This window comes from Streptomyces sp. EDA2-14, assembly GCF_054963755.1.
Genome location: NZ_JBUEGE010000001.1, coordinates 42,351 through 66,112, shown reverse-complemented (window position 1 = coordinate 66,112; position 23,762 = coordinate 42,351). Strand labels below are relative to the sequence as shown.

17 protein-coding genes and 1 other RNA gene are annotated in these 23,762 nt (G+C 71.4%); 3 read left to right on the top strand and 15 right to left on the bottom strand.

What is annotated here, in order from left to right:
* Positions 1–23: 23 nt before the first annotated feature.
* From ACY34M_RS00250 to ACY34M_RS00230, 5 genes are all read right to left on the bottom strand, one after another.
* A complete protein-coding gene (locus tag ACY34M_RS00250) occupies positions 24–1,394 on the bottom strand; it encodes a nitrate/nitrite transporter (protein WP_462718980.1) in 1,371 nt (456 codons plus the stop codon).
* A gap of 128 nt (positions 1,395–1,522) precedes the next feature.
* Entirely contained in the window at positions 1,523–2,965 is a 1,443-nt protein-coding gene (locus ACY34M_RS00245) for an acyltransferase family protein (protein WP_462718979.1), read from the bottom strand.
* The gene (locus ACY34M_RS00240) at positions 2,962–5,154 is read right to left on the bottom strand and encodes a glycosyltransferase (RefSeq protein WP_462718978.1); all 2,193 of its coding nucleotides are present in this window, start codon (positions 5,152–5,154) and stop codon (positions 2,962–2,964) included. The genes ACY34M_RS00245 and ACY34M_RS00240 overlap by 4 nt, the downstream gene beginning before the upstream one ends.
* A complete protein-coding gene (locus tag ACY34M_RS00235) occupies positions 5,155–5,883 on the bottom strand; it encodes a hypothetical protein (protein WP_462718977.1) in 729 nt (242 codons plus the stop codon).
* A gap of 209 nt (positions 5,884–6,092) precedes the next feature.
* Positions 6,093–7,058 carry a LysR family transcriptional regulator gene (locus ACY34M_RS00230; RefSeq protein WP_462718976.1) on the bottom strand — a complete coding sequence of 322 codons (966 nt, stop codon included), beginning with the start codon at positions 7,056–7,058 and terminating at the stop codon, positions 6,093–6,095.
* 83 nt (positions 7,059–7,141) lie between these two features.
* Here ACY34M_RS00230 and ACY34M_RS00225 point away from each other — a divergent pair, with 83 nt between their 5' ends.
* Positions 7,142–8,335 carry an MFS transporter gene (locus ACY34M_RS00225; protein WP_462718975.1) on the top strand — a complete coding sequence of 398 codons (1,194 nt, stop codon included), beginning with the start codon at positions 7,142–7,144 and terminating at the stop codon, positions 8,333–8,335.
* A 4-nt stretch (positions 8,336–8,339) separates the two neighbouring features.
* Here the strand turns inward: ACY34M_RS00225 and dacB are convergent, their stop codons facing one another.
* The 6 genes from dacB to ftsE form a co-directional block, all read right to left on the bottom strand.
* Positions 8,340–9,929 (bottom strand): D-alanyl-D-alanine carboxypeptidase/D-alanyl-D-alanine endopeptidase, encoded by a 1,590-nt coding sequence (gene dacB, locus ACY34M_RS00220; protein ID WP_462718974.1) that lies wholly within the window; start codon positions 9,927–9,929, stop codon positions 8,340–8,342.
* Between the two features lie 123 nt (positions 9,930–10,052).
* Positions 10,053–10,440: a transfer-messenger RNA gene (ssrA, locus tag ACY34M_RS00215) on the bottom strand.
* A 125-nt stretch (positions 10,441–10,565) separates the two neighbouring features.
* Positions 10,566–11,111 (bottom strand): SsrA-binding protein SmpB, encoded by a 546-nt coding sequence (gene smpB / locus ACY34M_RS00210; RefSeq protein WP_462719209.1) that lies wholly within the window; start codon positions 11,109–11,111, stop codon positions 10,566–10,568.
* Positions 11,112–11,142: 31 nt separating this feature from the next.
* Positions 11,143–12,315 (bottom strand): S41 family peptidase, encoded by a 1,173-nt coding sequence (locus ACY34M_RS00205; protein WP_462718973.1) that lies wholly within the window; start codon positions 12,313–12,315, stop codon positions 11,143–11,145.
* A gap of 78 nt (positions 12,316–12,393) precedes the next feature.
* Complete coding sequence (gene ftsX, locus ACY34M_RS00200; RefSeq protein ID WP_462718972.1) at positions 12,394–13,311, bottom strand: permease-like cell division protein FtsX; 918 nt, start codon at positions 13,309–13,311, stop codon at positions 12,394–12,396.
* 51 nt (positions 13,312–13,362) lie between these two features.
* A complete protein-coding gene (gene ftsE / locus ACY34M_RS00195; protein ID WP_462718971.1) occupies positions 13,363–14,052 on the bottom strand; it encodes a cell division ATP-binding protein FtsE in 690 nt (229 codons plus the stop codon).
* 300 nt (positions 14,053–14,352) lie between these two features.
* On the opposite strand from ftsE, the gene ACY34M_RS00190 reads away from it, so the two are divergent.
* Positions 14,353–14,544 (top strand): hypothetical protein, encoded by a 192-nt coding sequence (locus tag ACY34M_RS00190; protein ID WP_266710885.1) that lies wholly within the window; start codon positions 14,353–14,355, stop codon positions 14,542–14,544.
* 68 nt (positions 14,545–14,612) lie between these two features.
* Here ACY34M_RS00190 and ACY34M_RS00185 read toward each other — a convergent pair whose 3' ends face one another.
* The 4 genes from ACY34M_RS00185 to ACY34M_RS00170 all read right to left on the bottom strand — a co-directional run bounded on the left by ACY34M_RS00185 (position 14,613) and on the right by ACY34M_RS00170 (position 19,987).
* On the bottom strand, positions 14,613–15,431 hold the full coding sequence (locus ACY34M_RS00185; RefSeq protein WP_462718970.1) for a hypothetical protein: 819 nt from the start codon (positions 15,429–15,431) through the stop codon (positions 14,613–14,615).
* Positions 15,432–15,773: 342 nt separating this feature from the next.
* Entirely contained in the window at positions 15,774–16,880 is a 1,107-nt protein-coding gene (prfB, locus tag ACY34M_RS00180) for a peptide chain release factor 2 (RefSeq protein ID WP_462718969.1), read from the bottom strand.
* A 74-nt stretch (positions 16,881–16,954) separates the two neighbouring features.
* On the bottom strand, positions 16,955–18,196 hold the full coding sequence (locus tag ACY34M_RS00175; RefSeq protein WP_462718968.1) for a serine/threonine-protein kinase: 1,242 nt from the start codon (positions 18,194–18,196) through the stop codon (positions 16,955–16,957).
* Positions 18,197–18,355: 159 nt separating this feature from the next.
* On the bottom strand, positions 18,356–19,987 hold the full coding sequence (locus ACY34M_RS00170) for a serine/threonine-protein kinase (protein ID WP_462718967.1): 1,632 nt from the start codon (positions 19,985–19,987) through the stop codon (positions 18,356–18,358).
* Positions 19,988–20,443: 456 nt separating this feature from the next.
* On the opposite strand from ACY34M_RS00170, the gene ACY34M_RS00165 reads away from it, so the two are divergent.
* Complete coding sequence (locus tag ACY34M_RS00165; RefSeq protein ID WP_462718966.1) at positions 20,444–23,584, top strand: FHA domain-containing protein; 3,141 nt, start codon at positions 20,444–20,446, stop codon at positions 23,582–23,584.
* Positions 23,585–23,762: the final 178 nt, after the last annotated feature.

Genomic DNA, 23,762 nt, shown 5'->3' with positions numbered 1-23,762 from the left:
CATGCGTGTTACGGGCGGCTCGCTCACACCTCCGCGTAGCTGAGCCGGGGCTTCGTCTCCGCCGTGGAGCCCGCGACGGTGCGCGAGGCGGAGCGGCGAAGGTATACGGCCCAGGTCACCGCGAAGCACACGGCGTAGAAGGCGAGGAAGGCGAGGAAGGCGCCGGTGCCGGTGCCCGCGGTCTGGAAGGACTGCCGGAACGCCAGGTTGATGCCGAGCCCGCCGAGCGCGCCCACCGCACCGATCAGCCCCATGGAGGCACCGGAGAGCCGCCGCCCGTACGCGGCCGCCTCCTCGCCCGTGAGCCCCTCGGCCAGCGCCTTCGCCTGGAAGATGCCGGGGATCATCTTGTACGTCGACCCGTTGCCGAGCCCGCTCAGTACGAACAGGGCGATGAAGGCGACGGTGAACAGGGCCAGCGACTCCTCGACGGACGCCAGCGCCACGACGGCGGTGGCGACGGCCATGCCGACGAAGTTCCACAGCGTGATCCGGGCGCCGCCGTAGCGGTCGGCGAGCTTGCCGCCGACGGGCCGGATGAGCGAGCCGAGCAGCGGCCCGATGAAGGTGACGCCGGCCGCCTGGAGCGGCGTACGCCCGAACTGCGTCTGCAGCACGAGCCCGAAGGCGAAGGAGTACCCGATGAAGGACCCGAAGGTACCGACGTACAGGAACGACATGATCCAGGTGTGGGCGTCGCGCACGGCCTCCTTGGCGGCGCCGGTGTCGTTCTTCACGGTCGCCAGGTTGTCCATGAACAGCGCGGAGCAGACGGTCGCGACGACGATCAGCGGGATGTAGATCCCGAGCAGCACCCGCGGACCGCCGCTCGCGCCGATCACGGCGAGCGCGACGAGCTGGACGACGGGCACACCGATGTTGCCGCCGCCCGCGTTGAGGCCGAGCGCCCAGCCCTTCTTCCGCAGCGGGAAGAAGGAGTTGATGTTGGTCATGGAGGAGGCGAAGTTGCCGCCGCCGACGCCGGTGAGCGCCGCGCACCACATGAAGGTGGTGTACGAGGTGCCCGGCTCCATCACCACGAACGCGGCGATCGACGGCACGAGCAGCATGCTCGCGGAGACGATCGTCCAGTTGCGCCCGCCGAAGACGGCGACGGCGAACGTGTAGGGCACGCGCGCGAAGGCCCCCACGAGCGTCGCCATCGACACGAGGAAGAACTTCCCCGCCGGGTCGATCCCGTACTCGGGCCCCATGAACAGGACCATCACGGACCACAGGGTCCAGATGGAGAACCCGATGTGTTCGGAGAGCACGGAGAAGGCGAGGTTGCGCCGGGCGACCCTCGCCCCCGTCTCCTCCCAGAACACTTCGTCCTCGGGATCCCACCGCTCGATCCACTTCCGGTTCCGGCTCTGCTCCTTGGGCCCAGGCATCTCACGCCTCCAGGTCACGGTTCGCGGCTGATGCCACCGAAGGTAGGGAGGCGGCATTTCCACTTCATGGCTGGACGTGACCACGGGGGAACGTTGCTCTCACCCGGCGGGCGGGCGGATGGTGAGGCTCAGTGCTTGCTCTTGCGGCGCGCCCCGTCCGGCCACAGCCGCGGCGAGCGCTTGGCGGCCAGGTCCTCGATCCAGCCGACGCCCACGATCGCGAGGGCGATCAGCGGCCAGACGAGCACGAACATCCAGATCATGTACGTCGAGTCGAACGCACCGCTCCAGCGCGAGTCGTCCATGAACGGCAGGTTGTACGCGAGGTCGAGGAGCGGCACCGTGGCCATGATCAGCATGTTGTGCCACAGGTAGATCGTCACGGCCCGGTTGTTGGAGAGCGTGACGAGCTTGTCCCACTTGGCGAGCCTGCCGGGCAGCTCCTGCCAGGAGGGCGAGTACAGGAGCAGGATGACGACGAACCCGAAGGACCAGGTGGCCTGGGCCAGCGGGATGTCGTTCAGGTCCCAGCCGTCGGGTCCGAGGTGGCCCGAGGCCCACCAGATGCCGAAGGCCATGACGAGTGCGGAGACGGACACCGCGAGATAGCGCGGGATCTTGACGAGCATGCCCTCGTGGTGGGCGAAGCCGAGCACCCAGCAGCTTCCGTAGACGCCGAAGTCGGTGACCGCGTTGCCCGTCTCGCCGGGGATGGTGACGAGGCCGGTGCCGACGACCGCGGTGAGGCCGAGGGGCGCGAGCAGCGTCGCCCACGGCACCTTGCGGAAGGCCCACAGCAGCAGCGGCGAGGCGATCACGAACCACATGTAGGCGCGCAGGTACCAGAGCGGTCCCGCGGCCTGGGCGGGCCAGGTGTCCTCCAGCAGGCCCGCCTTGTCCCCGAGGTGCCAGGGGAAGCTGGGCGCGCCGATCGGCACCAGGTAGTTGACCAGGCTGATCCAGCCCCACGTGCCGCCGTTGTCCGGGTCCTTGCCCGGGTTCCAGCCGCCCGCGAAGAGCAGCGCGAGGACGGCGGCGCTGAACGCCCACATCGGCGGCAGCAGACGCCGGATGCGGCCGCGGATCACGCCGATCGCGGGCCGGCTCAGCGAGCGGGCCATCAGCGATCCGGCGAGCGCGAACATCACGCCCATGGACGGGAAGAGCACCGTCAGCCACGCCCACCCGAAGAGGTGGTAGACGACGACGCGGACGAGCGCGATGGTCCGCAGCAGGTCCAGGTACCGGTCGCGGCCGGGCTTCTTCGGCGCGGGCTCCACCACCGGCAACGGGCGGGTGCCGTCCGCCTGCTGGGGCACGTCGGCGAGGCGGGTGGTCGCGGTGCGGGGTGCGGCGTGCGCCGGGGCGGGTGCTCCGGTGCCCCTGCCGTCGGGCCAGACCGGCGCGGCCTGCGGCCAGCCGGAGGCCGTGGGCCGCACGGGCCCGGGGACGGGCACGGGCCCGGGCTGCGCGACGGGCCACTGGGCGCGGCCCGGTCCCTGCCCCGGCTCCTGGCTCTGCCCCTCGCCGAACCAGCCGCCCTGCCCGGACGGCTCGTTGGGATACGTCATGCCACCGGCCTCCTGTCGCCACCGGGCGCGGAGGACGACGTCCGCTGACGCGGCAGGGCGCCGCCGGGGGCGGAGCCGAGCGCGCCGGTGCGGCGCAGCTTCTGCCAGCGCAGCCGGCCGCCCGTGAGCGCGGTGATCCAGGACTGCAGCAGCACGACGTACATCAACTGCCGGTAGAGGAGCTGCTGGAGCGGGAGGGATATGAGGTGCGTCATGCGTTCCTTGTCGAGCCGGAAGGCGTACGCCGCGCAGACCGCCTGGATCGCGAGCACGCCCAGCCAGGCGATCACCGTCTTCTCCGTGGGGCCGAAGACGACTCCGTAGAGGAAGAAGACGTCGATCAGCGGCGCGAGGAGCGGGGCCAGCACCATGAAGAGGGAGACCAGCGGCAGGCCGACCCGGCCGAAGCGGCCGGACGGGCCGCCCTCGACCAGGGCGCGGCGGTGCTTCCAGATGGCCTGCATGGTGCCGTACGACCAGCGGTAGCGCTGCGACCACAACTGCTGAACCGTTTCCGGGGCTTCGGTCCACGCCCGGGCCTTCTCGGCGTAGACGACGCGCCAGCCGTCGCGGTGCAGCGCCATCGTGACGTCGGTGTCCTCGGCGAGCGTGTCGTCGCTCATGCCGCCGATGCGCTCCAGGGCGCTGCGCCGGAAGGCTCCGACGGCGCCGGGGATCGTCGGCATGCAGCGCAGGACGTCGTACATGCGGCGGTCGAGGTTGAAGCCCATCACGTACTCGATGTGCTGCCACGCCCCGATGAGCGAGTCGCGGTTGCCCACCTTCGCGTTGCCCGCGACGGCGCCGACGCTCGGGTCGCCGAACGGCTGGACCAGTTCGCGCACGGTCGCCGGTTCGAAGACGGTGTCGCCGTCCATCATCACGACGAGGTCGAACCGGGCGTTCGCGAGGCCCCTGTTGAGCGCGGCGGGCTTGCCCGCGTTGTGCTGGCGGACCACCCGGACGCCCGGCAGCCGCATGTTCTCCACGATGCGGGCCGTGCCGTCCGTAGAGCCGTCGTCGATGACGATGACCTCGATGGGGTGCTCGCTCGACATCAGCGAACGGACCGTGGTCTCGATGCACTTGGCCTCGTTGTACGCCGGGACGAGCACGGAGACCGGCTCCGTGACCGGCGGCCCCCAGGCGAAGCCCCTCTTGCGCACGCGGCGTGCGTGCAGGGCCGACAGGATCAGCATCAGGCCGAAGCGGCCCATGACGAGGACACCGATGACGGCGAGGCCGGCGACCAGGACGCCCGTGACGTTCTCCGAGGCCTGGACCGCCACGATCCACGCCTTGCCCTTCCACAGCTCGAAGCCGGTGACGGGCGTGTGGGCGCTCGGCAGCCCCAGGGCCCCGGTGAGGTTGGCGAACGTGTAGCCCTCGTGCTGGAGGGTGGGCAGGAAGCGGTCGAGCGCGGCGACGGTCTGCGAGCGGTTGCCGCCGGAGTCGTGCATGAGGACGATCGCGCCCTCGCCGTTCTTGGGCGTGGCCCGGCGGATGATCTCGTCGACGCCGGGGCGCTTCCAGTCCTCGCTGTCGGTGTTGTTGACGACCGTGATGTAGCCGCGGGAGCCGATGTACTTGGTCACGGGCCACGACTGGTTGTCCATGGCGTCGGCGAACGAGGAGTACGGCGGCCGGAACAGGGAGGTGCGCACGCCCGCCGCGCCTTCGAGGGCCAGCTGGTTCTGCGACAGCTCCCAGTCGATGCGCCGCTCCGACTGGTAGGAGAGGTCGGGGTGGTTGAAGGTGTGCAGGCCGACCTCGTGCCCCTCCTCCACCATGCGCTGCACGAGGTCCGGGTAGCGCGAGGCCATGGTGCCCGTGACGAAGAAGACGGCGTGCGCGTCGTGCTTGGCGAGGACGTCGAGCACCTTCGGGGTCCACTCGGGGTCGGGCCCGTCGTCGAAGGTCAGCACCAGCTTGTGCTCCCCGATGGAGCGGCTGGTCTCGCGGCCCGCCCGGCTGTCGATGACGGGGCCGCCGTCGAGGATCTTCTCCGGGACCCGCCCGGTGCCCGCCTCGGGGCGGATGCGGTGGTCGGCGAGGATCTCGCTGTGGACGTAGCCGCGCAGCATGAGCATCACGACCATGGCGAACAGCAGCAGCGTCGGCAGGAGGTAGCGCAGCGGTATGCGGCGCCTGCGAGGAGCGGCCCGGTGACGATGTGAACGGGTGGACATCTACAGGACGCTGCTTTCAGGGGACGGGACAACCAGTGCCAGGAGCCCGGCGACCAGGGTCTCCTCCAGGGGCAGGGGTGCGGCGGCGCCGTGGGCCACGGTGCCCGTGCCGTCGCCGCCGGTGTCGCCGACCACCGGGTCCGACGGGTCGGCCGACGGGGTCTCCTCGTCGGTGGACGGATCCTCCGACACGCCGGTCGACGGGGCACCGCCGCCGGCGGGCGCGGACGGCTTGTCGGCCGGCTTCGTCCTGGTGGGCTTGCCGGAGGGCGAGGCACCGGTGCTCGGTTCGGCTTCGGCTGTGCTGGAGCCGGCCGACGGGGAGGTGCTCGCCCCGGCGGTCGGGGACGCGTCCGGCGCCGCGGCGTCGGGCGCGCTGGGCTGCGCGGTGGTGCCAGGTGGTGTGGTCGGGGACTCGGCTCTGGCCGGCTCGGTCTTCTCCGTGCCGATCTGTTCCGCGGGCCCGCTCTCGTCGCCGGGCATGGGCAGCCAGGGCGCGCTCGAGTTCCCCGAGAGCAGGGTGGCCACGATGACGACCGCGTATCCCGCGCAGGCCAGACCGAGGGCCACGCCGACGCGCCGGAAGGTGTGCCTGCGCCGCCCCGAGTCGTCGACGAACACCGGGACTTCCTTGGCGGCGCTGCCCGGCTCGCTCGTGGCACGCACGACATCGCCCGTGCCGTACAGCTCGCCCAACTGCAGCTCGACGGCGTCGAGCTGGACCGTCACCTCGTGCGGATCATGAAACGGCCCGTCCGGGCCGCCTGTTCGAGAGTTCTCCACCGTACGCACATCCCCCCAAGGACACCTTCAACGGTGCGTAGGTGACCTGCGGGGCGTCTCTTGCGCGAACCGGGCCCCCACCCGACCCGAACGCCCCCATCACATGCGCACGGCTCATGAATGTAGCGCACAGGAGCGACACTCACGCACACGCATTATTCACGATTCAACATGAACTCCGCGTCCACGGCCGGGATCCACGCCCCCTCCGGCCGCTCCAACCAGCCCTCTTCCACCGCCAGGGCCCTTGCCGCGGCACGCAGGGCCTCGATGGCCGGATGTCTGCGCTCCTTTCGCCACACAAGTGACACGGGCGACAGTGGCACCGGATCCACCAGCCGTCGCAGCACCGACCCCGGCATCGGCGGGAAGTCCATACCCACAAGGACCGGGTTGCGGTACTTGGTCATGATGCGGCGGAATTCTTCCTTGCCCACGGCGAGTGGGGCGGGCGGTGCCACCTGGATGTTCCGGCCCTCGAACAACAGCCGGGCCAGGTCGGTCCATTCGGGGGTGCGGGGGTTGCCCGCGCCCGCGTAGACGGACTCTCCGGCGAGCCGGTCGAGGGGCACGGCGTCGAGGGAGACCAGCGGATGGTCCTCGGGCAGCAGCACCGCCATCGGCTCGTAGCGCACGGGCTGTTGGGCGAGGCGGGCACGCACGGCCGGGTCGAGGCCCGCGAACCGGCCGAAGGACACGTCGATCCGGCCCGCGAGGAGTTCGGCGGCGGCGCCGGTCAGGCCACTTTCGTAGCGGGCCATCAGCTCCTGGTCCGGGACGAGTTCGCGGGCCCGTGCGAGCACCCGCTCGTGCACGAGTCCCGGACTGTTCACGTCGACGAGCAGCGGCGCGGGCCCGGTGAACGCCGCGAGCAGTTCGTCCTGCGCCTCGATCACGCGCCGCGCGTACGGCAACAGCCGGGCGCCGTCCGCGGTGAGCGTCACCTGCCGGGTGGTGCGGCCGAAGAGGTCGACGCCCAACTCCCCCTCCAGGCGCCGGATGTCGCGGCTCAGCGCCTGCTGGGCGACGTAGAGACGGGCGGCGGCGCGGGTGAAGTGCAGTTCGTCGGCGACGGCGAGGAAGGCGCGCAGCAGGCGCGGGTCGACATTCGCTGGGGACATCCGGCGAACTTACAACGCACATGCGTCAATCGGCACCGAGTAAGTGTTGGACCCCGCACCTGACCTGCGGCGACGCTCATGGCATGTCCACCGCCACGTCCTACACCCGGCTCTTCGCCATCCCCGGCGCCCGCGCCTTCACCCTCGGCAACCTCATCGCCCGCTTCCCGCAGGGCATGTTCAGCATCAGCGCGGTCATCATGATCTCCGGTTCACGCGGCTCGTACGCGCTCGCGGGCGCCGTCACCGCCACCGGCCTGGTCGCCAACGCGCTCGTCGGACCGTGGACGGCGCGCCTCGTGGACCGCCACGGGCAGGCCCGCGTCGCCGTCCCGGCGACCGTCGTATCGGCCTGCGGCTCGCTCGCCCTGCTTCTGTGCGTGCACTTCGGGGCACCCAACTGGACATTGTTCGCCGCCTACTTGGCGTCCGCGACGACCCCCAACACGGGCGGCCTGTCCAGGGCCCGCTGGGCGCACCTGCTGAAGGGGACCCCGGACGCCCTGCACACGGCGAACTCCTTCGAGCAGGCCGCGGACGAGCTCTGCTACATGCTCGGCCCCGTAGCGGCCGCCTTCCTGTGCGGCTCGCTCTTCCCGGAGGCGGGCACGCTGGTCAGCGCCGTGCTCATGGTGACCGGCGTGCTGATCTTCACCGCGCAACGCGCGACGGAACCGCCGCCCCAGGCCCGTACGAAGGCGACGAAGACGCCGCTCCGCGCGCGGGGCATGCCGCCCCTGCTGCTCGCCTTCCTCGCCACGGGCGCCATCTTCGGCTCCCTCGAAGTCGTCACGGTCGCCTTCGCCGACGCGCAGGGCCACAAGGTGTGGGCGGGCGGCATCCTGGCGCTCCAGGCGGCGGGCTCGTGCGCGGCGGGCCTGGTGTACGGGGCGTGGAAGCCGACGGGTCCGGCGGCCCGCCGCCATCCGCTCTGCGTGGCGGCGATGGCGGTCCTGATGACGCTGCCGCTGCTCGCGGCCTGGCTCACCGGCTCCCTGTACGTCCTCGGGGGCGCGCTCCTGGTGGCGGGCATGGCCACGGCGCCGACGATGGTGACGGGCATGACCCTGATCCAACAGCGCACACCGGCGGGCCAGTTGAACGAGGGGATGACGCTCGCCGTGACCGGCATCCTCACCGGGATCGCGAGCGGCTCGGCGACGGGCGGGGCCGCGGTGGAGCACTGGGGCCCCACCGCGGCGTACACGGTGCCGGTCACGGCGGCGGCATGCGCGCTGCTGCTCGCGCTGTACGCCTCCGTACGTGCCGCCCGCTAGGGGGTCAGCACAGGGTCGGCTTGCGCCACGCGCACTCCAGGTCGCCGTCCCGCTCGGTGGCGGGGACGGCGCGCGTGGACTTCGGCACCACGGCCTTCGCCTCCTTCGAGGTCGACTTCGCGAGGGTCACCACAATGGCGTCCTCCAGCGGCTTCACGGAGTCGACGAGGTAGTTGTTCTGGACGACGCTGTAGACGAGCAGCCGCCCGTCGGCGTCCTTCACGTAGCCCGAGAGCGCGGAGGCGCCCGTCAACGATCCGGTCTTTCCACGGGCGTTGAGAGCGGCGGGCGTGTCGCACATCCGGCTCCGCAGCGTCCCGCCGACGAACCGGTCCGGGTCGCAGGCCACGGGAAGCGACGTGTACCAGTCGGCGTACCAGGGCTCGTCCTGTACGGAGAGGAGCAGGTCGGCGAGTTGCCGGGCGGCGAAATTGTCCTTGCGCGAGAGCCCGGACCCGTCGACCTGCCGGATCTTCGTGGCGTCGACCCCGGCGCCCTTCAGATAGTCGGCGACGGCGTCGATGCCGTCACCCCAACTCCCCGGCTTTCCGGTCGCCTTGTAGCCCATCGCCTTGGTGAGGGACTCGGCGTGCATGTTGTTGGACAACTTCATGAACGGGATCAGCAGGTCCTTCAGCGCCATGGAGTCGTGCCCGGCGAGCCGCTTCGCGTCCTTGGGCGTCGCCCGGCCGAGCTTGGTGGAGCCGGCGACCTTCACCCCGTGCGCGGCGAGCGCGTCCCGGAACACGGAGGCCGCGTACCCGGTCGGCTCCCACACGGTCACCCACTCCTTGGTGGTGTCCCCGCCCACCGGCACCGTCCCGCTCACGGTGATGGTGTTGGTCCCGTGCCGCCGCTCGACGGCCACGGTGTCGTCTCCCCCGGACCCGACGGTGCTCGCCCGCACGTCCAGGTGCACGTAGTCGTTCTTCGGCGTGACGCTCACGGCGGGCTTGTCGCCGACCCTGGCTCCGGGCTTCACCTCGACGATGACGGTCCCGGTGTCGTAGTCGGTGTCGGGGGCGACGCTGAGCGCGGAGATCTGGGCGGCGTAGTACGAGGACTCGTCGTCGCCGCCCCAGGTGTCGCCGATCCGGTGGTCGTCGAACCGGGTGTCGTCGGCGACGAGCCGCCCGCCGACCCGCTTCACACCGGCCGCGGCGACGTCGGCGGCCAGCCGGTCGTAGTCGGCGGCGAGGGTGGTCGGGTCGCCGGTGCCGCGCAGATACAGGTCCCCGCCGAGCACCCCGCCCTTCACCCGCCCGTCGGCGAGCACGTCCGTACTGAACCGGTAATCGGGGCCGAGCGTCCCCATGGCCGCGGCGGAGGTGGCGAGCTTCGTGTTGGAGGCGGGCATCAGCCGCCCGGTCGGATTGTGCTGGTACAGGGTCTTCCCGGTCTTCGCGTCGGCCACGACCACGCTCGCCGCGCCGCCCTCCATCCGCGGATCCCCGAGAATCGTGTCGATGGCCTCCGGCAGCCCGCTGGGCGCGGAATCGGCGCCGGCGGACCCACCCCACGACAGTCCGGCGGCGGCCACAACGAGCACGAGGGGCCAGGCCCACCTTCGAGCTGATCCATCACGTCTACTCATGCCACAGGAGAATGTCGGAAGCGCACCCCCCCGCCAAGACCTACAACTGAGCCACCGAGCCACCGCGCAAACGACAAAGGCCCGGCTGTGTGAACAGCCGGGCCTGAATCGCATGGGATGCGGTGGTGGAGATGGCGGGAATCGAACCCGCGTCCAACGGTGCAGCAGCAGGGCTTCTCCGTGTGCAGTTCGCTTCGATTTTCTCGGCCCCGGTGATCACGCGAACAAGTCGCCGACGGGCCCAGTCACTGTTTGATTTCCTTTTCCGCCCCGTGACCGGACGGAAAAGTTTAGTTTCCTAGATTATGCCAGGATCCGGGTCGGAAACATCCCCGGGCTGACACCCTTTTAGGGTCCTTCAGTCGCTGTTATTAGGCAGCGAGGGCGAAGGACTGGGAATCGCTCTTGGTGTTGGCGATTATTGGTTGCGACATATGGTTAACGAGATCATTGCCGCTTCCTCGACACGCTTCCCCTGCTTCGACATCCGCTGTCGAAACCGATCATCCCCATGTTGGCACGCTATTCAATTGGATACTGCTCAAGGTGGACCTTGCGGTCCGGCGCCCCTGCGTGAGGAGCAGTCCCATCGTACGTGACCAACGCACGACGGTGCCAGCCTATTCCTGACGGGCGTCAGCCCATCCGCTCGTTGTTCCGCTGCCGCCGCTTCGCCGCCGCGATCGCCCGGTCCGAGTCCCGGCGGTCCTGCTTCTCGCGGAGCGTCTGCCGCTTGTCGTACTCCTTCTTGCCCTTGGCGAGCGCGATCTCGGCCTTCGCCCGGCCGTCCTTGAAGTAGATCGCCAGGGTGACGATCGTGTGACCGGTCTCCTGGGACTTCGACTCCAGCTTGTCGATCTCGTCGCGGTGCAGGAGCAGCTTGCGCTTGCGGCGCACCGCGTGGTTCGTCCACGTGCCCTGGTTGTACTCGGGGATGTGCGCGTTGTGCAGCCACGCCTCGCCCCCGTCGATCTGGACGAAGGCGTCGGCCAGGGAGGTACGGCCCTGACGCAGCGACTTGACCTCCGTGCCGGTCAGCACGATGCCGGCCTCGTAGGTGTCCATGATCAAGTAGTCGTGGCGCGCCTTCTTGTTCTGCGCGACCATCTTGCGCTTGCCGTCCTTGTCGGACGACGCCCCCTTCTTGCCCTGCTTGGGCTGGGACTCCTTCGGTACATACATTGCCTTGGCCATAGTGCTGACCATTTTCGCACTAGGAGGGGTGCCCGAGGCCAGTCAATACTGTCTCCGCCCGCCGCAGGGTGTCCGCCTGCGTCTCCAGGTCCGGGGTGATGCCGCGGCCGTCGACCGTGCGGCCCGAGGGAGTGCGGTAGTGCCCGACGGTCAGCTCCGCCACGGAGCCGTCGGGGAGCCGGCTCGGCATCTGGACCGAGCCCTTGCCGAAGGTCCTGGAGCCCACGACGACGGCGCGGCCGCGGTCCTGCAGGGCTCCGGTGAGCAGTTCGGCCGCGCTCATCGTCCCGCTGTCGACGAGCACGACCACCGGTCTGGACGTGTCCGCCCCGCGCTCCGCGTGCAGGGACCGCTGGGCCCCGCGCACGTCGTAGGTCGCCACGAGTCCGCCGTCGAGGAAGGCGGAGGCCGCCCGGACCGCCTCGGTGACCAGCCCGCCGGAGTTGCCCCGGAGGTCGAGCACGACGCCCGCGCGCGCGGGTACCGCGGCGACCGCCGCCCGCACCTGGTCGCCGACGCCCTTGGTGAAGGCGCTCACCTTCACGAGCGTCGCCCCGTCGGGCAGCCGCGTGGCGGCCACGGAGTCGGTCGACAGGGTGGCGCGCCGCAGGGTCTCGCTCCACGCGCGCGTGCCGCGCTGCAGGCCTACGTGCACGGCCGTGCCCGCGTGCTTGCCCCGCAGGAGCGCGAGGACTTCGGTGACGGGGTGTCCCGTGACCGGCTCGCCGTCGACCGCGGCGATCCGGTCGCCCTCGCGGATGCCGGCGAGCTGCGCGGGCGAGCCCTCGCGGACCCTGGTGACCTGGACCTGGCCTTCGGCGGTGCGGCGGGCCCGCAGGCCGATGCCGGTGTACTCGCCGTCGAGGGCCTGCTCGAACTTCTCGTACTCGCGCCGGGAGTAGACGGATCCCCAGCGGTCGCCGCTGCGGCTGACCGCGTCCTCGGCGGCCTTCGTGGGCGACTTCCCGTCGGCCATCGCCTCGGCCGCCGCGTCCGCCGGGTCGGTCGGGCCCACCAAGGGCTTCTCGTGCGCGGCGACCAGCGAACTGTCCCCGGTCTCCGCGGCCTTCCGGTCCTCACCCGGCCAGGAGCCGGTCGCGGCGCCCGCCCCGAGGACGGTCACGAAGATCAATGTCAGGGTCGCCCCACGGCCGATGCGGCGGGGCCTGGAGGACATTTCCGGACCTGACATGTCGGTGAGTCTAGGACAACGAAGGGCGCCGTACGGGTCGTTGACCCGCACGACGCCCCGTGGCGCGAAGGACTCTCGTCACACCTTCAGGTACTTGCGCAACGCGACAAACGCGGCAAGCGCCGGCATCAGCACGCTCACGGCCAGGATGAGCGGCAGCTTCGTCAACACCGAGTCCCAGCCGATGAAGTTGATGAGCTGCAGCTTGTCGGAGAGCGCGACGCCATTGTCGATCACGAAGTACTGGCCGGCCGCGAGGAACACACAGGCGATGCCGCCGCCGATGAGCCCGGCGACCGCGGCCTCCATGATGAACGGCGCCTGGATGTAGAACCCGGACGCGCCGACGAGCCGCATGATGCCGGTCTCGCGGCGGCGGCTGAACGCGGACACCCGGACGGTGTTCACGATGAGCAGCAGCGCGACCACGAGCATCACCGCCATCACCGCGCCCGCCGCGTAGTTCAGGTAGCCGAGCAGCCGGAAGAGGTTGTCGAGGACGCCCTTCTGGTCCTGCACGGACTGCACACCGGGCCGCCCGTTGAACGCGGTCGCGATGACGTTGTACTTCTCCGGGTTCTTCAGCTTGATCCGGTACGACTCCTGGAGCTGGTCCGGCGTCAGCGAGCTGGCCAGCGGGGAATCGCCGAACTGCTCCTTGTAGTGCTTGTACGCCTGGTCCTGGGACTCGTGCGCCACCTTGTCGACGACGGGCAGCTTGTTGAGGTCCCTCAGGATCTCCTTCTTCTGCTCGGTCGTGACCGGACCCTTGGCGCAGTTCGGGTCGGAGTCGGCGTCCCCCTTGTTGCACAGGAAGATCGAGACGTTGACCTTGTCGTACCAGTAGCCCTTCATCTGGTTGACCTGGTCGCTCATGAGCAACGAGCCGCCGAACAGGGCGAGCGAGAGGGCAACCGAGATGATCACGGCGAAGGTCATCGTGAGATTACGACGGAGGCCTACGCCGATCTCCGACAGAACGAATTGGGCACGCATAGCGTCACTAACGCCTTTCGCAGCTTTCTTGCTCGGTACTTCTCGCGGTTCTCAGTGCTGGTAGCCGTAGACGCCGCGCGACTGGTCGCGCACGAGGCGGCCGTGCTCCAGCTCGATGACGCGCTTGCGCATCTGGTCCACGATGTTCTGGTCGTGCGTGGCCATGACGACGGTGGTGCCCGTCCGGTTGATCCGGTCGAGCAGCTTCATGATGCCGACCGAGGTCTGCGGGTCGAGGTTGCCCGTGGGCTCGTCCGCGATCAGCAGCTTGGGCCGGTTCACGAAGGCCCGCGCGATGGCCACGCGCTGCTGCTCACCACCGGACAGCTCGCCCGGCATCCGGTCGTCCTTGCCCCCGAGGCCGACGAGGTCGAGGACCTGCGGCACCGACTTGCGGATCTCCCCGCGGGACTTGCCGATGACCTCCTGTGCGAAGGCGACGTTTTCACCGACCGTCTTGTTGGGAAGAAGACGGAAGTCCTGGAAGACCGTGCCGAGCTGGCGGCGGATCTGCGGGACCTTCCAGTTGGATACGCGGCCGAGGTCCTTGCCAAGGATGTGCACCTGGCCGTGGCTGGCCCGCTCCTCACGCAGGATGAGGCGCAGGAACGTCGACTTGCCGGAGCCGGACGAGCCGACCAGGAAGACGAACTCACCACGCTCGACCTCCAGGGAGACATCCCTGAGGGCGGGCCGGGTCTGCTTGGGGTAGACCTTGGAGACGTTGTCGAATCGGATCACGGTTGCGCCTCGGTGGGTCGGGGGGCGTCGGCGGTAGGTGTGCGTGACCATACGCGAAGCCGCATGCGGAGCGCAGGCGCCGTCCCTCGTTGAGCGTTTTGTCCCGCTGTGATGCCCGATACGGCGCCGGAATTGTCCCTCCCGTGGCTGGTCAGGGGCGGTACTTCCGGGGGGACGCGCCGAAAATCCGGGAAGCTGGCACAGTGGTAGGGGGAACGGTTGCGTTTCCCGGAGCGTTGAGCGGAGAGAACCCAGGGGTACCCGGTGGCAGGCTCCGCCGCGCGGGAGGAGGAGAAGCGCATGACCTACGACCGATTGGTGTGCGCGAACTGCGCGGCCCCTGTGAGCGAGGGCCGCTGCCCGGTGTGCCGGGCCAATCGCGAGCGGCTTCAGCAGCAGAACCCGCTGGCCGCGCTGAGCCCCATGGCGCTGGTCGCCCTGGTGGCGGTGCTCGTGGCAGCGATGGCACTCCTCGCGCATCAGACGGTGTAGCCGCCGCACACAGACATGCGAAAGGGCCCGGAGCCGATCGGCTCCGGGCCCTTCGCGTGTTCGTACTGCTACGCGGCAGCGCCGCCGCGGTTGTTCGCGAGGCGCGGCAGGAGCCGGAAGCCGACACCGCCCGCGATCATCGTGGCCGCACCGATCACCAGGAACGTGGTGCCGGAGGAACCGGTCTCGGCGAGCTCACCGCTGGCCTTGGCGTTGCCGGAGCCGGTCTGCTGGGCCGGGGCGGAGCCGGTGTCCTGCAGGCTGTCCTTGCCCTGACCCTGCTCGACGGGGTTGTTGTTGCCGTCGGGGGTGGTCTGGTCGCCACCGCCGGTGGACGAGCCACCGGTGCTGGAGCTGCCACCCGTGGAGTCGTCGCCGCCGGTCGAGGAGCCGCCCGTGGAGGACGAGCCACCGGTGGAGGACGAACCGCCGGTGGAGTCGTCCCCACCGATGCCGCCACCGTTGTTGCCGCCGCCGGTGGAGTCGTCCCCACCGTTGCCGCCGCCGTTGGACTGGTCGCCGTTGGCGCCACCGTTGGACTCGTCGCCGCCGTTGGCACCGCCGTTGTCGTTGCCCTCGGTGACACCCGCGACGCCGCCGTTGGTGTTGCCCTCGGTCACACCGGCGACGCCGCCGTTGGTGTTGCCCTCGGTCACACCGGCGATGCCGTTGCCCGGGTCGCCGTCGTCGCCGCCGTCCTCGCCGCCGTCGTCATCGCTGCCGGACTTGCTGTCCCAGCAAATGAGGCCGAGCGGGCCGCAGGTCTTGCCGCTCTGCTCATCGATCGTGTCGGCGGATGCCACACCCGCGGCGGTCAGCGAGGCACCCGCGGCGATCACCGCACCGGCCGCTATCCGCGCAACACGGATCCGCGTCTTCTTGGTCATCAGTCTGCTACCCCCAGTAGCCAATCGTCAGTGGAGCAGCGCCAGGGACTGCGTTCAACCGGAGGCAGCAGGGGACACGTTCGCCCCTCCCCCGTTCACACGCGTCCCACGAATACGCATGCCGCGCGCCAGCCTTTCCACTTTTGGGATCAACGTCAAGGGCGTTGCGCACGCTATGTCCACAAGTAGGCGATCTGACCGCCTTACGAACATGTGACTGTGACGTAAATGCCAGTCCACTCTTCACGAGTGGCACACATCTGAGGTCGGGAGTTCGAAAAAACGAAAGGCAACTACCGTTCAGCGAACGGCAGTTGCCCTCGTTTTCGTTGAATCCCGGAGTTACTTCTCCTGCTGCTTGCGCCAGCGGATTCCGGCCTCGATGAAGCCGTCGATCTCGCCGTCGAGAACGGCCTGCGGGTTGCCGACCTCGAACTCCGTACGCAGGTCCTTGACCATCTGGTACGGGTGCAGGACGTACGAACGCATCTGGTTGCCCCAGGAGCTGCCGCCGTCGCCCTTGAGCGCGTCCATCTTGGCGCGCTCCTCCTGGCGCTGACGCTCGAGGAGCTTGGCCTGGAGGACGTTCATCGCCGTGGCCTTGTTCTGGATCTGCGAGCGCTCGTTCTGGCAGGAGACCACGATGCCGGTGGGGATGTGGGTCAGGCGGACCGCGGAGTCCGTCGTGTTCACGCCCTGGCCGCCGGGGCCCGAGGAGCGGTAGACGTCCACGCGCAGGTCCGACTCGTCGATCTCGACGTGGTCGGTCTGCTCGACCACCGGGAGCACCTCGACGCCCGCGAAGGACGTCTGGCGGCGGCCCTGGTTGTCGAACGGCGAGATGCGCACCAGGCGGTGCGTGCCCTGCTCGACGGAGAGCGTCCCGTACGCGTACGGCACCTGGACGGAGAAGGAGGTCGACTTGATGCCGGCCTCTTCCGCGTACGACGTCTCGTAGACCTCGGTCTTGTAGCCGTGGCGCTCGGCCCAGCGCAGGTACATGCGCTGCAGCTGCTCGGCGAAGTCCGCGGCGTCGACGCCGCCGGCCTCCGCGCGGATGTTGACGATCGCCTCGCGGGAGTCGTACTCGCCGGACAGGAGAGTGCGGACCTCCATCTCGTCCAGCGCCTTCTTCACGGCCGTGAGCTCGGACTCGGCCTCGGCGCGGGTGTCCGGGTCGTCCTCCTCCTCGGCCATCTCGAACAGCACACCGAGGTCGTCGAGCCGGCTGCGCAGCGCCTCGGCCTTGCGGACCTCCGCCTGGAGGTGGCTCAGCTTGCTGGTGATCTTCTGCGCCGCCTCCGGGTCGTCCCACAGGGACGGCGCGGCCGCCTGCTCCTCGAGCACGGCGATATCTGCCCTCATCTTGTCGAGGTCCAGGACGGCCTCGATCGACTCCATGGTCGAGGAGAGGGACTTCAGCTCTTCGGATACATCGACGACTGCCACAGGACCAGCCTAACGGCTGGTGCAAGTGATCCGTCCCGGCCGCCCCCAGGGCCCGTCCCGGCCGCCCCCAGGCCCTAAGGCTGCTCGGGCGCGGAATTGTTGCTGTCCGCGGGCGGCGCCTCGTCCGAGCCGGACGAGGTGGCGGCCCAGACGCCGCCGCCGACCGCGGCCACGAGGACGAGCCCGGCCACGCCGAGCGTGATGCGTCTGCGGCGCGCGGAGTGCCGGTTGCGGGCCGATCCGGGCCGGGGCGAGCCGTGGGCGCGGGGCGCGCGGGCCGTGCCGCGGGCGCCGCCCGCCAACTCGTCCGGTGCCGGGACCCTCATCGACGTATGGGTGTCGCGGTTGGCGTCCTTGGGGGCGGAGCCGGGGATCAGGGAGACGGCGCCGCGGCGGGGCCGCTCCGGGGGCTCCTCCGGCGTCTCGGTCCGCGGCTCCGGCTCGTCGGGGGCGGTCTCCGTCTCCGGCTCGTCCACGTCGAGCGGGGGCAGGCCGGTGAGCATCGGCTGGAGTTCGCGCAGGCGCGCGGCCAGCTCGGAGGCGCGGAGGCGGGAGGCGGGGGCCTTGGCGAGGCACTGGATGAGCAGCTGCCACAGCTCGTCGGGGATGCCGGGGAGCGGGACCACCGTCTCCGTGACGTGCCGCCGCAGGATGGCTCCGGGGTGGCCGCCGCCGAACGGGGTGAACCCGGCGAGGAGTTCGTACAGGACCGTCGCGAGCGCGTAGATGTCCACGGCCGCGCGCGCGGGCAGGCCCTCGATGACCTCGGGGGCGAGGTAGTCGGGGGTTCCAATGATCTTCGTCGCGCGCGTGCGGCGCGGGGTGTCGATCAGCTTGGCGATGCCAAAGTCGGTGAGCAGCGCCGGGTGGGCGCCGCCGGGGCCGAGCTCGCCCTGCATGTCCAGGAGGATGTTCTCCGGCTTGACGTCGCGGTGCACGATGCCCGCGGCGTGCGCGGCGGCGAGGCCCTCGGCGACGTCCGCGACGACGGCGACGGCGGCCTCGGGCGGCATCCGGCGCTCGCGGTCGAGGCGGGTGCGCAGGTCCGTGCCGCGGACGAGATCCATGACGAGCGCCAGGTCGTTCCCGTCGACCACCAGGTCGCGAACGCCCACCACGCGCGCGTGGTCGAGGCTCAGCAGGGCGGTGCGCTCCTGGACGAAGCGGCCGACCAGTTCCTGGTCGGAGGCGAGGTCCTCGCGCAGCAGTTTGATGGCGACCGGACCCTCGGGTCCCTCGCCCAGCCACACCGTGCCCGCACTGCCGCGACCCAGGATCTGGTGTGCGGTGTACCGGCTGCCGATCTTCCGTGCCAAGGCTGCTCCTACAGACGCGTGTTGGCGCCCAAGCTACGCGGCTCGGACGCCAACCTACGCATCAGAGGGGGAAATCACCCGTCGGATGTCGACAAATCTCCAACGTCGCGGACCGGGCACGGTCCTGACGCCGGTTCAGCTGCCGGTCCTGGCGCCGGTTCAGTTGCCTGTTTTGTTCCCGACGGTGCTGATCCAGTCCGACACCTGGGAGAACCAGTCGGAGAGCTGGGCCCAGTAGCCCTTGCCGGTGCCGATCCAGTCCTGGAGCGGGGTGAACTCCCAGACGAGCCAGCTGACCACGAAGAGCATCACGATCATGAACAGGCAGCCCTTGAGGCAGCCGAGGCCCGGGATCCGCATCCGGTTGGGGCTGCGGCGCCGCGGCTCGCGCGGCTCCGGCTCCCGGCGCGGGGCCTGGCGGGGCGGGGGCTGCTGCGGCGGCGCGTACTGCTGAGGCCGCTGCTGGGGGCGCTGCGGTGGCTGCTGCGGCTGCTGGTACTGCTGCGGCTGTTGCTGCTGCGGGCGCGCGACCTGGCGCTGCGGGCGGCGGCGCAGCGGGTCATCGTTCGGGTCGAGGTACTGGACCTGCGTCTGCTCGTTGCGGTCGCGGGCGGCGCGCAACTGGTCGCCCCAGGCGTCCGGCATCTGCTGTGGCGGGCCCTGCGGCACCGGCGGCATCACGGCCGTCGGATCGGCGGCGTCACCGCCCTGGTCGTTGCCCTGCTGCTGCATGATGCTGGTCGCCGCGTTCGGGTCGTACGCGGACGCCGCCGCGGCACCGGCCGCGGCCCCCGCGAGGCCAGCTGCCGCCGCGTTGTTCGGCAGGACCTGCGTGGGGTCCGCGTCCGAGGTGCCGGGGGTGTCCGGGACCTGAGCCGGGGTGGGGTCCGGCATCAGGAGCGCGCCGACGCCCTCGGCGGCGGCGATCTGCGCGCTGCTCGCGTGCACGCCGATGCCCTCGGCGACGGTGCGCAGCCCGCGCGCGAGGTTCTCCGCGCTGGGCCGTTCGTCCGGATTCTTGCGCAGGCAGCGCTCGATGACCGTCCACAGCGGGTCGGGAACCGTGGACGGGCGGCGCGGTTCGGCGCTGAGGTGCTGGTGCAGGACTTCGAGCGCGGAGCCGCCGGAGAACGGCGGCCGGCCGGTGACCAGCTCGTACATCAGGATGCCCGCGCCGTAGATGTCGACGGCGCTGGTCTGCGGGCGGCCCTCGGCGGACTCGGGCGCCACGTAGGCGGGCGTGCCGACGAACTCGTGGGTGCGGGTCAGGCCCGGGGAGTCGGCGAGGCGGGCGATGCCGAAGTCGGTGAGCATCGGGGCCATCTCGCCGTCGGCCTGCTTGAGCAGGACGTTCGCCGGCTTGAGGTCGCGGTGCACCACGCCGTCCGCGTGCGAGGCGGCCAGCGCGTCGGCGATCTGGGCCGTCATGAGCGCGGCGCCGACCGGGGAGAACGGTCCGTTCTCCCGCAGGTAGCGGTGCAGGTCGGGGCCCTCGACGAGGTCCATGACGAGGGCGAGCAGATCGCCCTCCACCACGAGGTCGCGCACCCGCACGATGTTCGGGTGGGTCAGCCGCAGCAGGACGGAGCGCTCCCTGAGGAAGCGCATCACCACGTCCGCGTCGTTGGCGAGCTCCTCCTTGAGGACCTTGATCGCGACGGTCTCGCCGGGCTGCCCGGCGACGGCCGCCTCGGCGCCCGCCGTCTCGCGCTGGCGGGCTCGCCAGACGGTGCCCGTGGCGCCGCGTCCGAGCGGCTCCTCGAGCAGGTACTTGCTCCCTACCGGCCGCACGTCATGCGCTCCCTGCATCGGTACTTGCTATGGGTCACCTGGTTCCGGGTGTTCCGACCCACTCTAGTGGCGGATTCCCCGGCGGTTGCTGTCGATCTTCTGTGGTCCCCGGTTCGAACCGGTCCATTCCGGCCTCCCCGCACACGGTCCGCGGTACGGCCCGGAGTACGGCCCGGGGCCTACCCGTGTTCGACGGAAAGACGCACGGTTGGGGCCGTTGGTTGCCGAGGGACGACGTGACTGATCTCAAGCGGGCAGCGAGCAGGCACTTTTGCGGGCAGAGCCGACCAATCAAGATCACTTACGGGTGGCTGGCGGGCGTGTTGTCGGTGGCAGGTGACAGGATGCCTCCAGCACTGGCTGACGTGCCCGTGGCGGTGGGGGGAATCTGCGGTGGGGGACCGCGGGCAGCCCCTCTGTTTCCGGGCGCCCGCGCAGAAGGGACCGCAGGCGGCGATGCAGATCCGGCTTACCGTCGTAGACCCCCTGGGCACGCGCCCCGACATGATCGCACGTGGTGACGACACACTCGCGCGCGGTGTTGACGTGCTCGTCACGGCCCCCGCGGGCACCGCGCTGGCCGCGGTCGCCACCGGTCTGGCCACGGCCGTCGCGGGCGGCGAGGCCGGGACCACGACCTTGTACGCGGGCATGCAGCGGCTCGACGCCCAGCGCTGCGTCCTCGGTGAGCCCCCGCTGATCGACGGCGCGGTGGTCGCCCTCGGCGCCCCGGTGGATCCGGGCCCCGAGCCGGACGGGGCGGCGGCCCAGCTCCATGTGGTGGCGGGGCCCGACGCGGGCGGCGTCCACCTGCTGCACGGCGGGCAGATCCGCATCGGCCGCTCCGCCGACGCGGACGTGCCGCTCGACGACCCGGACGTGTCCCGCCTGCACTGCGCGGTGACGCTCGGCGCCGACGGCCGGATCTCGGTGGAGGACCTGGACTCGACGAACGGGACGTCGGTCGACGGCCGCCCGATCGACACCCGCCCGGTCCGCCTGTCCCCCGGTTCGCTCGTGCGCCTCGGCGAATCCGCGCTGCGGGTCTCCGTGGCCGGTGACGCCGCCCGGCCCACGCCGCTGCGGACGGCGTCGGACGGGGAGGGGCACGTACGAGTGCTCTTCGCCGAGCAGCCGGTGGACGCGCCCGCACCGCCCCTCGCCACCGACCCCGCCCAGGAGACCCGGCACGCGTACGGGGACTCCGCCTGGGGCTCCGCGGGTGACACCACGGACGGCGACGGCGTCGCAGGCACCGCGGACGGCGGGCAGGGCGGCTCCCGGCCCCTCGTGCCCGAGCCGGAAGCAGACGAAGAAAACGAGGGGCGCGCACTCACCCCCGCGCGCGGCACCACACTGCCGCGCACCCCGCGCAAGCGCGGCGGACTCTCCCGGCTGCTGCGCCGCGGCAGGCGGGACGAGCGCGACGGCTTCGACATGGACGACCAGCAGCACGAGATCCACGAACCGCACGTACTGCGCGCCCCCCAGCGCTCCGAGTCCGTGACCGGCCCCGCCGCACCGCCCGAGGCCCCCGCGTACGAGGAGGAGCCCCGGCCCGCCGCCGCCGAGACCTGGCCCGACGCCGCGGCCCTGCTGCTCACCGCGCTCGGCCCCGGCCCCCGGCTGTGGGAGCGCGGGCCCGGCCACCCGGAGAGCCTCGCTGTACGGCTCGGCAGCGTCGACCGGCCGGGCCCCGGCGGGGTCGGGCTGCTGCCCGCCGTGCCGGTGACCGTGGGCCTCGCCGAGGCCGGGGCCCTGGGGCTCGCGGGACCGCGCGCGCGGCTCGCGGGTCTGGCGCGCTGCGCCGTCGCCCAGCTCGCGACGCTGCACGCGCCGGAGCGCCTGGAGCTCGTGCTGATCTCCACGGACCGGGCGCGGCCCCTGGAGGAGCGGGTCGCCGAGTGGTCCTGGCTCGGCTGGCTGCCCCAGGTGCGGCCCGCCCACGGGCAGGACTGCCGGCTGCTGCTCGCGTACGACCGGGAGCAGGCGACCGCCCGCACGGACGAGCTGCTGCGGCGGCTCAACGACCACGCGGCGGGATACCGGCCCTCGACGCAGGACCCGGACGAGCCGGTGGCCTCCACGGTCGTCGTGATCGACGGCGACCCCGGCAGCGCCTCGCTGCGGGAGGCCACGGTGCGGCTCGCCGCCGAGGGCGGCCCGGCCGGGATCCACGTCGTGTGCCTGGCCGAGGCGCCCGCCGCCTCCCCCGCCTCACCGGCCGCGCAGAGCTACGAGGCGGCGTGCGCCGCGAGCCCGGCGTTCCGCGCGTGCGGGGCGGTGGCGCTGCTCAGCGGCGACGTGGCGACGACGCTTCGGCTGCACAGAGCGGCGCAGGGACAGCTCGTCGGGCACGGGACGGTCGGCACGGCCGACGCGGTGTCGCTCGCCTGGGCGGAGCGGTTCGCGCGGGCGCTCGCGCCGTTGCGCACGGACGCCGTGGGCGGTTCCGGTGCCCGGCCCGGCGCGCGGGTGTCGGCGCCGCTGCCCCAATCGGCGCGACTGCTGGACGAGTTGGGGCTCGCCCGCGCCACCCCGGCGTCCCTCATGGCGCGTTGGGCGGCGGCCGGGGACGATCCGGACTCGCTCGGCGGGCGGGTGTGGGCGGTGCTCGGGGCCGGTCCGCGCGGCCCGCTGACCGTGGACCTCGCCGCCGACGGGCCGCATCTGCTGATCGAGGGGCCCGCGGGCAGTGGCCGTACGGAGCTGCTGCGGTCGGTCGCCGCCTCGCTCGCCGCGGCCGAGCGGCCGGACCGGCTCGGGATGGTGCTCGTCGACGGGACGTCGGGCGGGGAGCGCGCGGAGGGCCTGCGGGTCTGCACCGACCTGCCGCACGTCACGACGCACCTCGCCGCCAACGACCCGGTGCGGATGCGGGAGTTCGCCCAGGCGCTGAGCACCGAGCTGAAGCGACGGGCCGAGCTCATCGGGCGTACGCACTTCTCGGAGTGGCACACGCAGCGGGCCGTGTCGGGGCGGGTCGTGTCCCAGCGGGGCGCGCCGGCCGCCGAGGGGACCGGGGACGTGGACGTGCCGTCGAGTTCGACGATGCGGTTGCGGCCCGGTGCCGTACGGGAGCAGGCGGAGGCCGGGCCTCCGCTGCCGCGGCTCGTGGTCGTCGTGGACGACCTGGACGCGCTGCTCTCACCGCCGCTCGGGTCGATGGGGCGGCCGGCCGCCGGGTCGGTCGTGCGGGCCCTCGAGGCCGTGGTGCGGGACGGGGAGCGGCTCGGGGTGCACCTCGTCGCGGCGTTCGCCTCCGGCGGTGCCGCGGGGTGGACGGCTCGGCCGCGCGTCGTGCTCGACGCCGTGGGGACCGGGAGCGAGGATCCGGCGCCGGGGCGCGGGGTGTTGCACGGGGCGGACGGGCGTGACGTCGAGGTGCAGGCGGGTCGGGTGACCGGGCGCATCCCCCGGACGGCCACGCAGCGGCCCACCGTGGTCGCCCTCGAATGGGCCCGCATGGGCGACCCGCCGGACCGCCGCCCCGTCCGCGAACTGGGCAACGGGCCGACCGACTTGGCCCTCCTTGCCAGCGCACTGGAGCGCGCGGCCCGCTCCGTCTCGGCAACCGAGGTCCCGTCCCTCCTCTGAACTGTGCGGCGCAGGTGGCCAATTCAAGCCCCTGCGGCGCAGGTGACCACATCAAGCCCCTGCGGCGATTGAGCAGCGGGGTCCGGGGCAGAGCCCCGTGACCGAGGGACGGCCGACCGCACCCCAAACGCATCACGACCCCGTCACGATCACCGCGGATGCGCCCCTGGCACTCTTG

Bases quoted from the DNA above. Each gene is read 5' to 3' on its own strand.
- ACY34M_RS00185 (WP_462718970.1), bottom strand. From the start codon at position 15,431: ATGACCAAGAAGACGCGGATCCGTGTTGCGCGGATAGCGGCCGGTGCG.
- smpB (WP_462719209.1), bottom strand. From the start codon at position 11,111: ATGTATGTACCGAAGGAGTCCCAGCCCAAGCAGGGCAAGAAGGGGGCG.
- ACY34M_RS00190 (WP_266710885.1), top strand. From the start codon at position 14,353: ATGACCTACGACCGATTGGTGTGCGCGAACTGCGCGGCCCCTGTGAGC.
- ACY34M_RS00225 (WP_462718975.1), top strand. From the start codon at position 7,142: ATGTCCACCGCCACGTCCTACACCCGGCTCTTCGCCATCCCCGGCGCC.
- ACY34M_RS00250 (WP_462718980.1), bottom strand. From the start codon at position 1,394: ATGCCTGGGCCCAAGGAGCAGAGCCGGAACCGGAAGTGGATCGAGCGG.
- ACY34M_RS00245 (WP_462718979.1), bottom strand. From the start codon at position 2,965: ATGACGTATCCCAACGAGCCGTCCGGGCAGGGCGGCTGGTTCGGCGAG.
- dacB (WP_462718974.1), bottom strand. From the start codon at position 9,929: ATGAGTAGACGTGATGGATCAGCTCGAAGGTGGGCCTGGCCCCTCGTG.
- ACY34M_RS00205 (WP_462718973.1), bottom strand. From the start codon at position 12,315: ATGTCAGGTCCGGAAATGTCCTCCAGGCCCCGCCGCATCGGCCGTGGG.
- ACY34M_RS00165 (WP_462718966.1), top strand. From the start codon at position 20,444: ATGCAGATCCGGCTTACCGTCGTAGACCCCCTGGGCACGCGCCCCGAC.
- ACY34M_RS00230 (WP_462718976.1), bottom strand. From the start codon at position 7,058: ATGTCCCCAGCGAATGTCGACCCGCGCCTGCTGCGCGCCTTCCTCGCC.
- ACY34M_RS00240 (WP_462718978.1), bottom strand. From the start codon at position 5,154: ATGTCCACCCGTTCACATCGTCACCGGGCCGCTCCTCGCAGGCGCCGC.
- ftsX (WP_462718972.1), bottom strand. From the start codon at position 13,311: ATGCGTGCCCAATTCGTTCTGTCGGAGATCGGCGTAGGCCTCCGTCGT.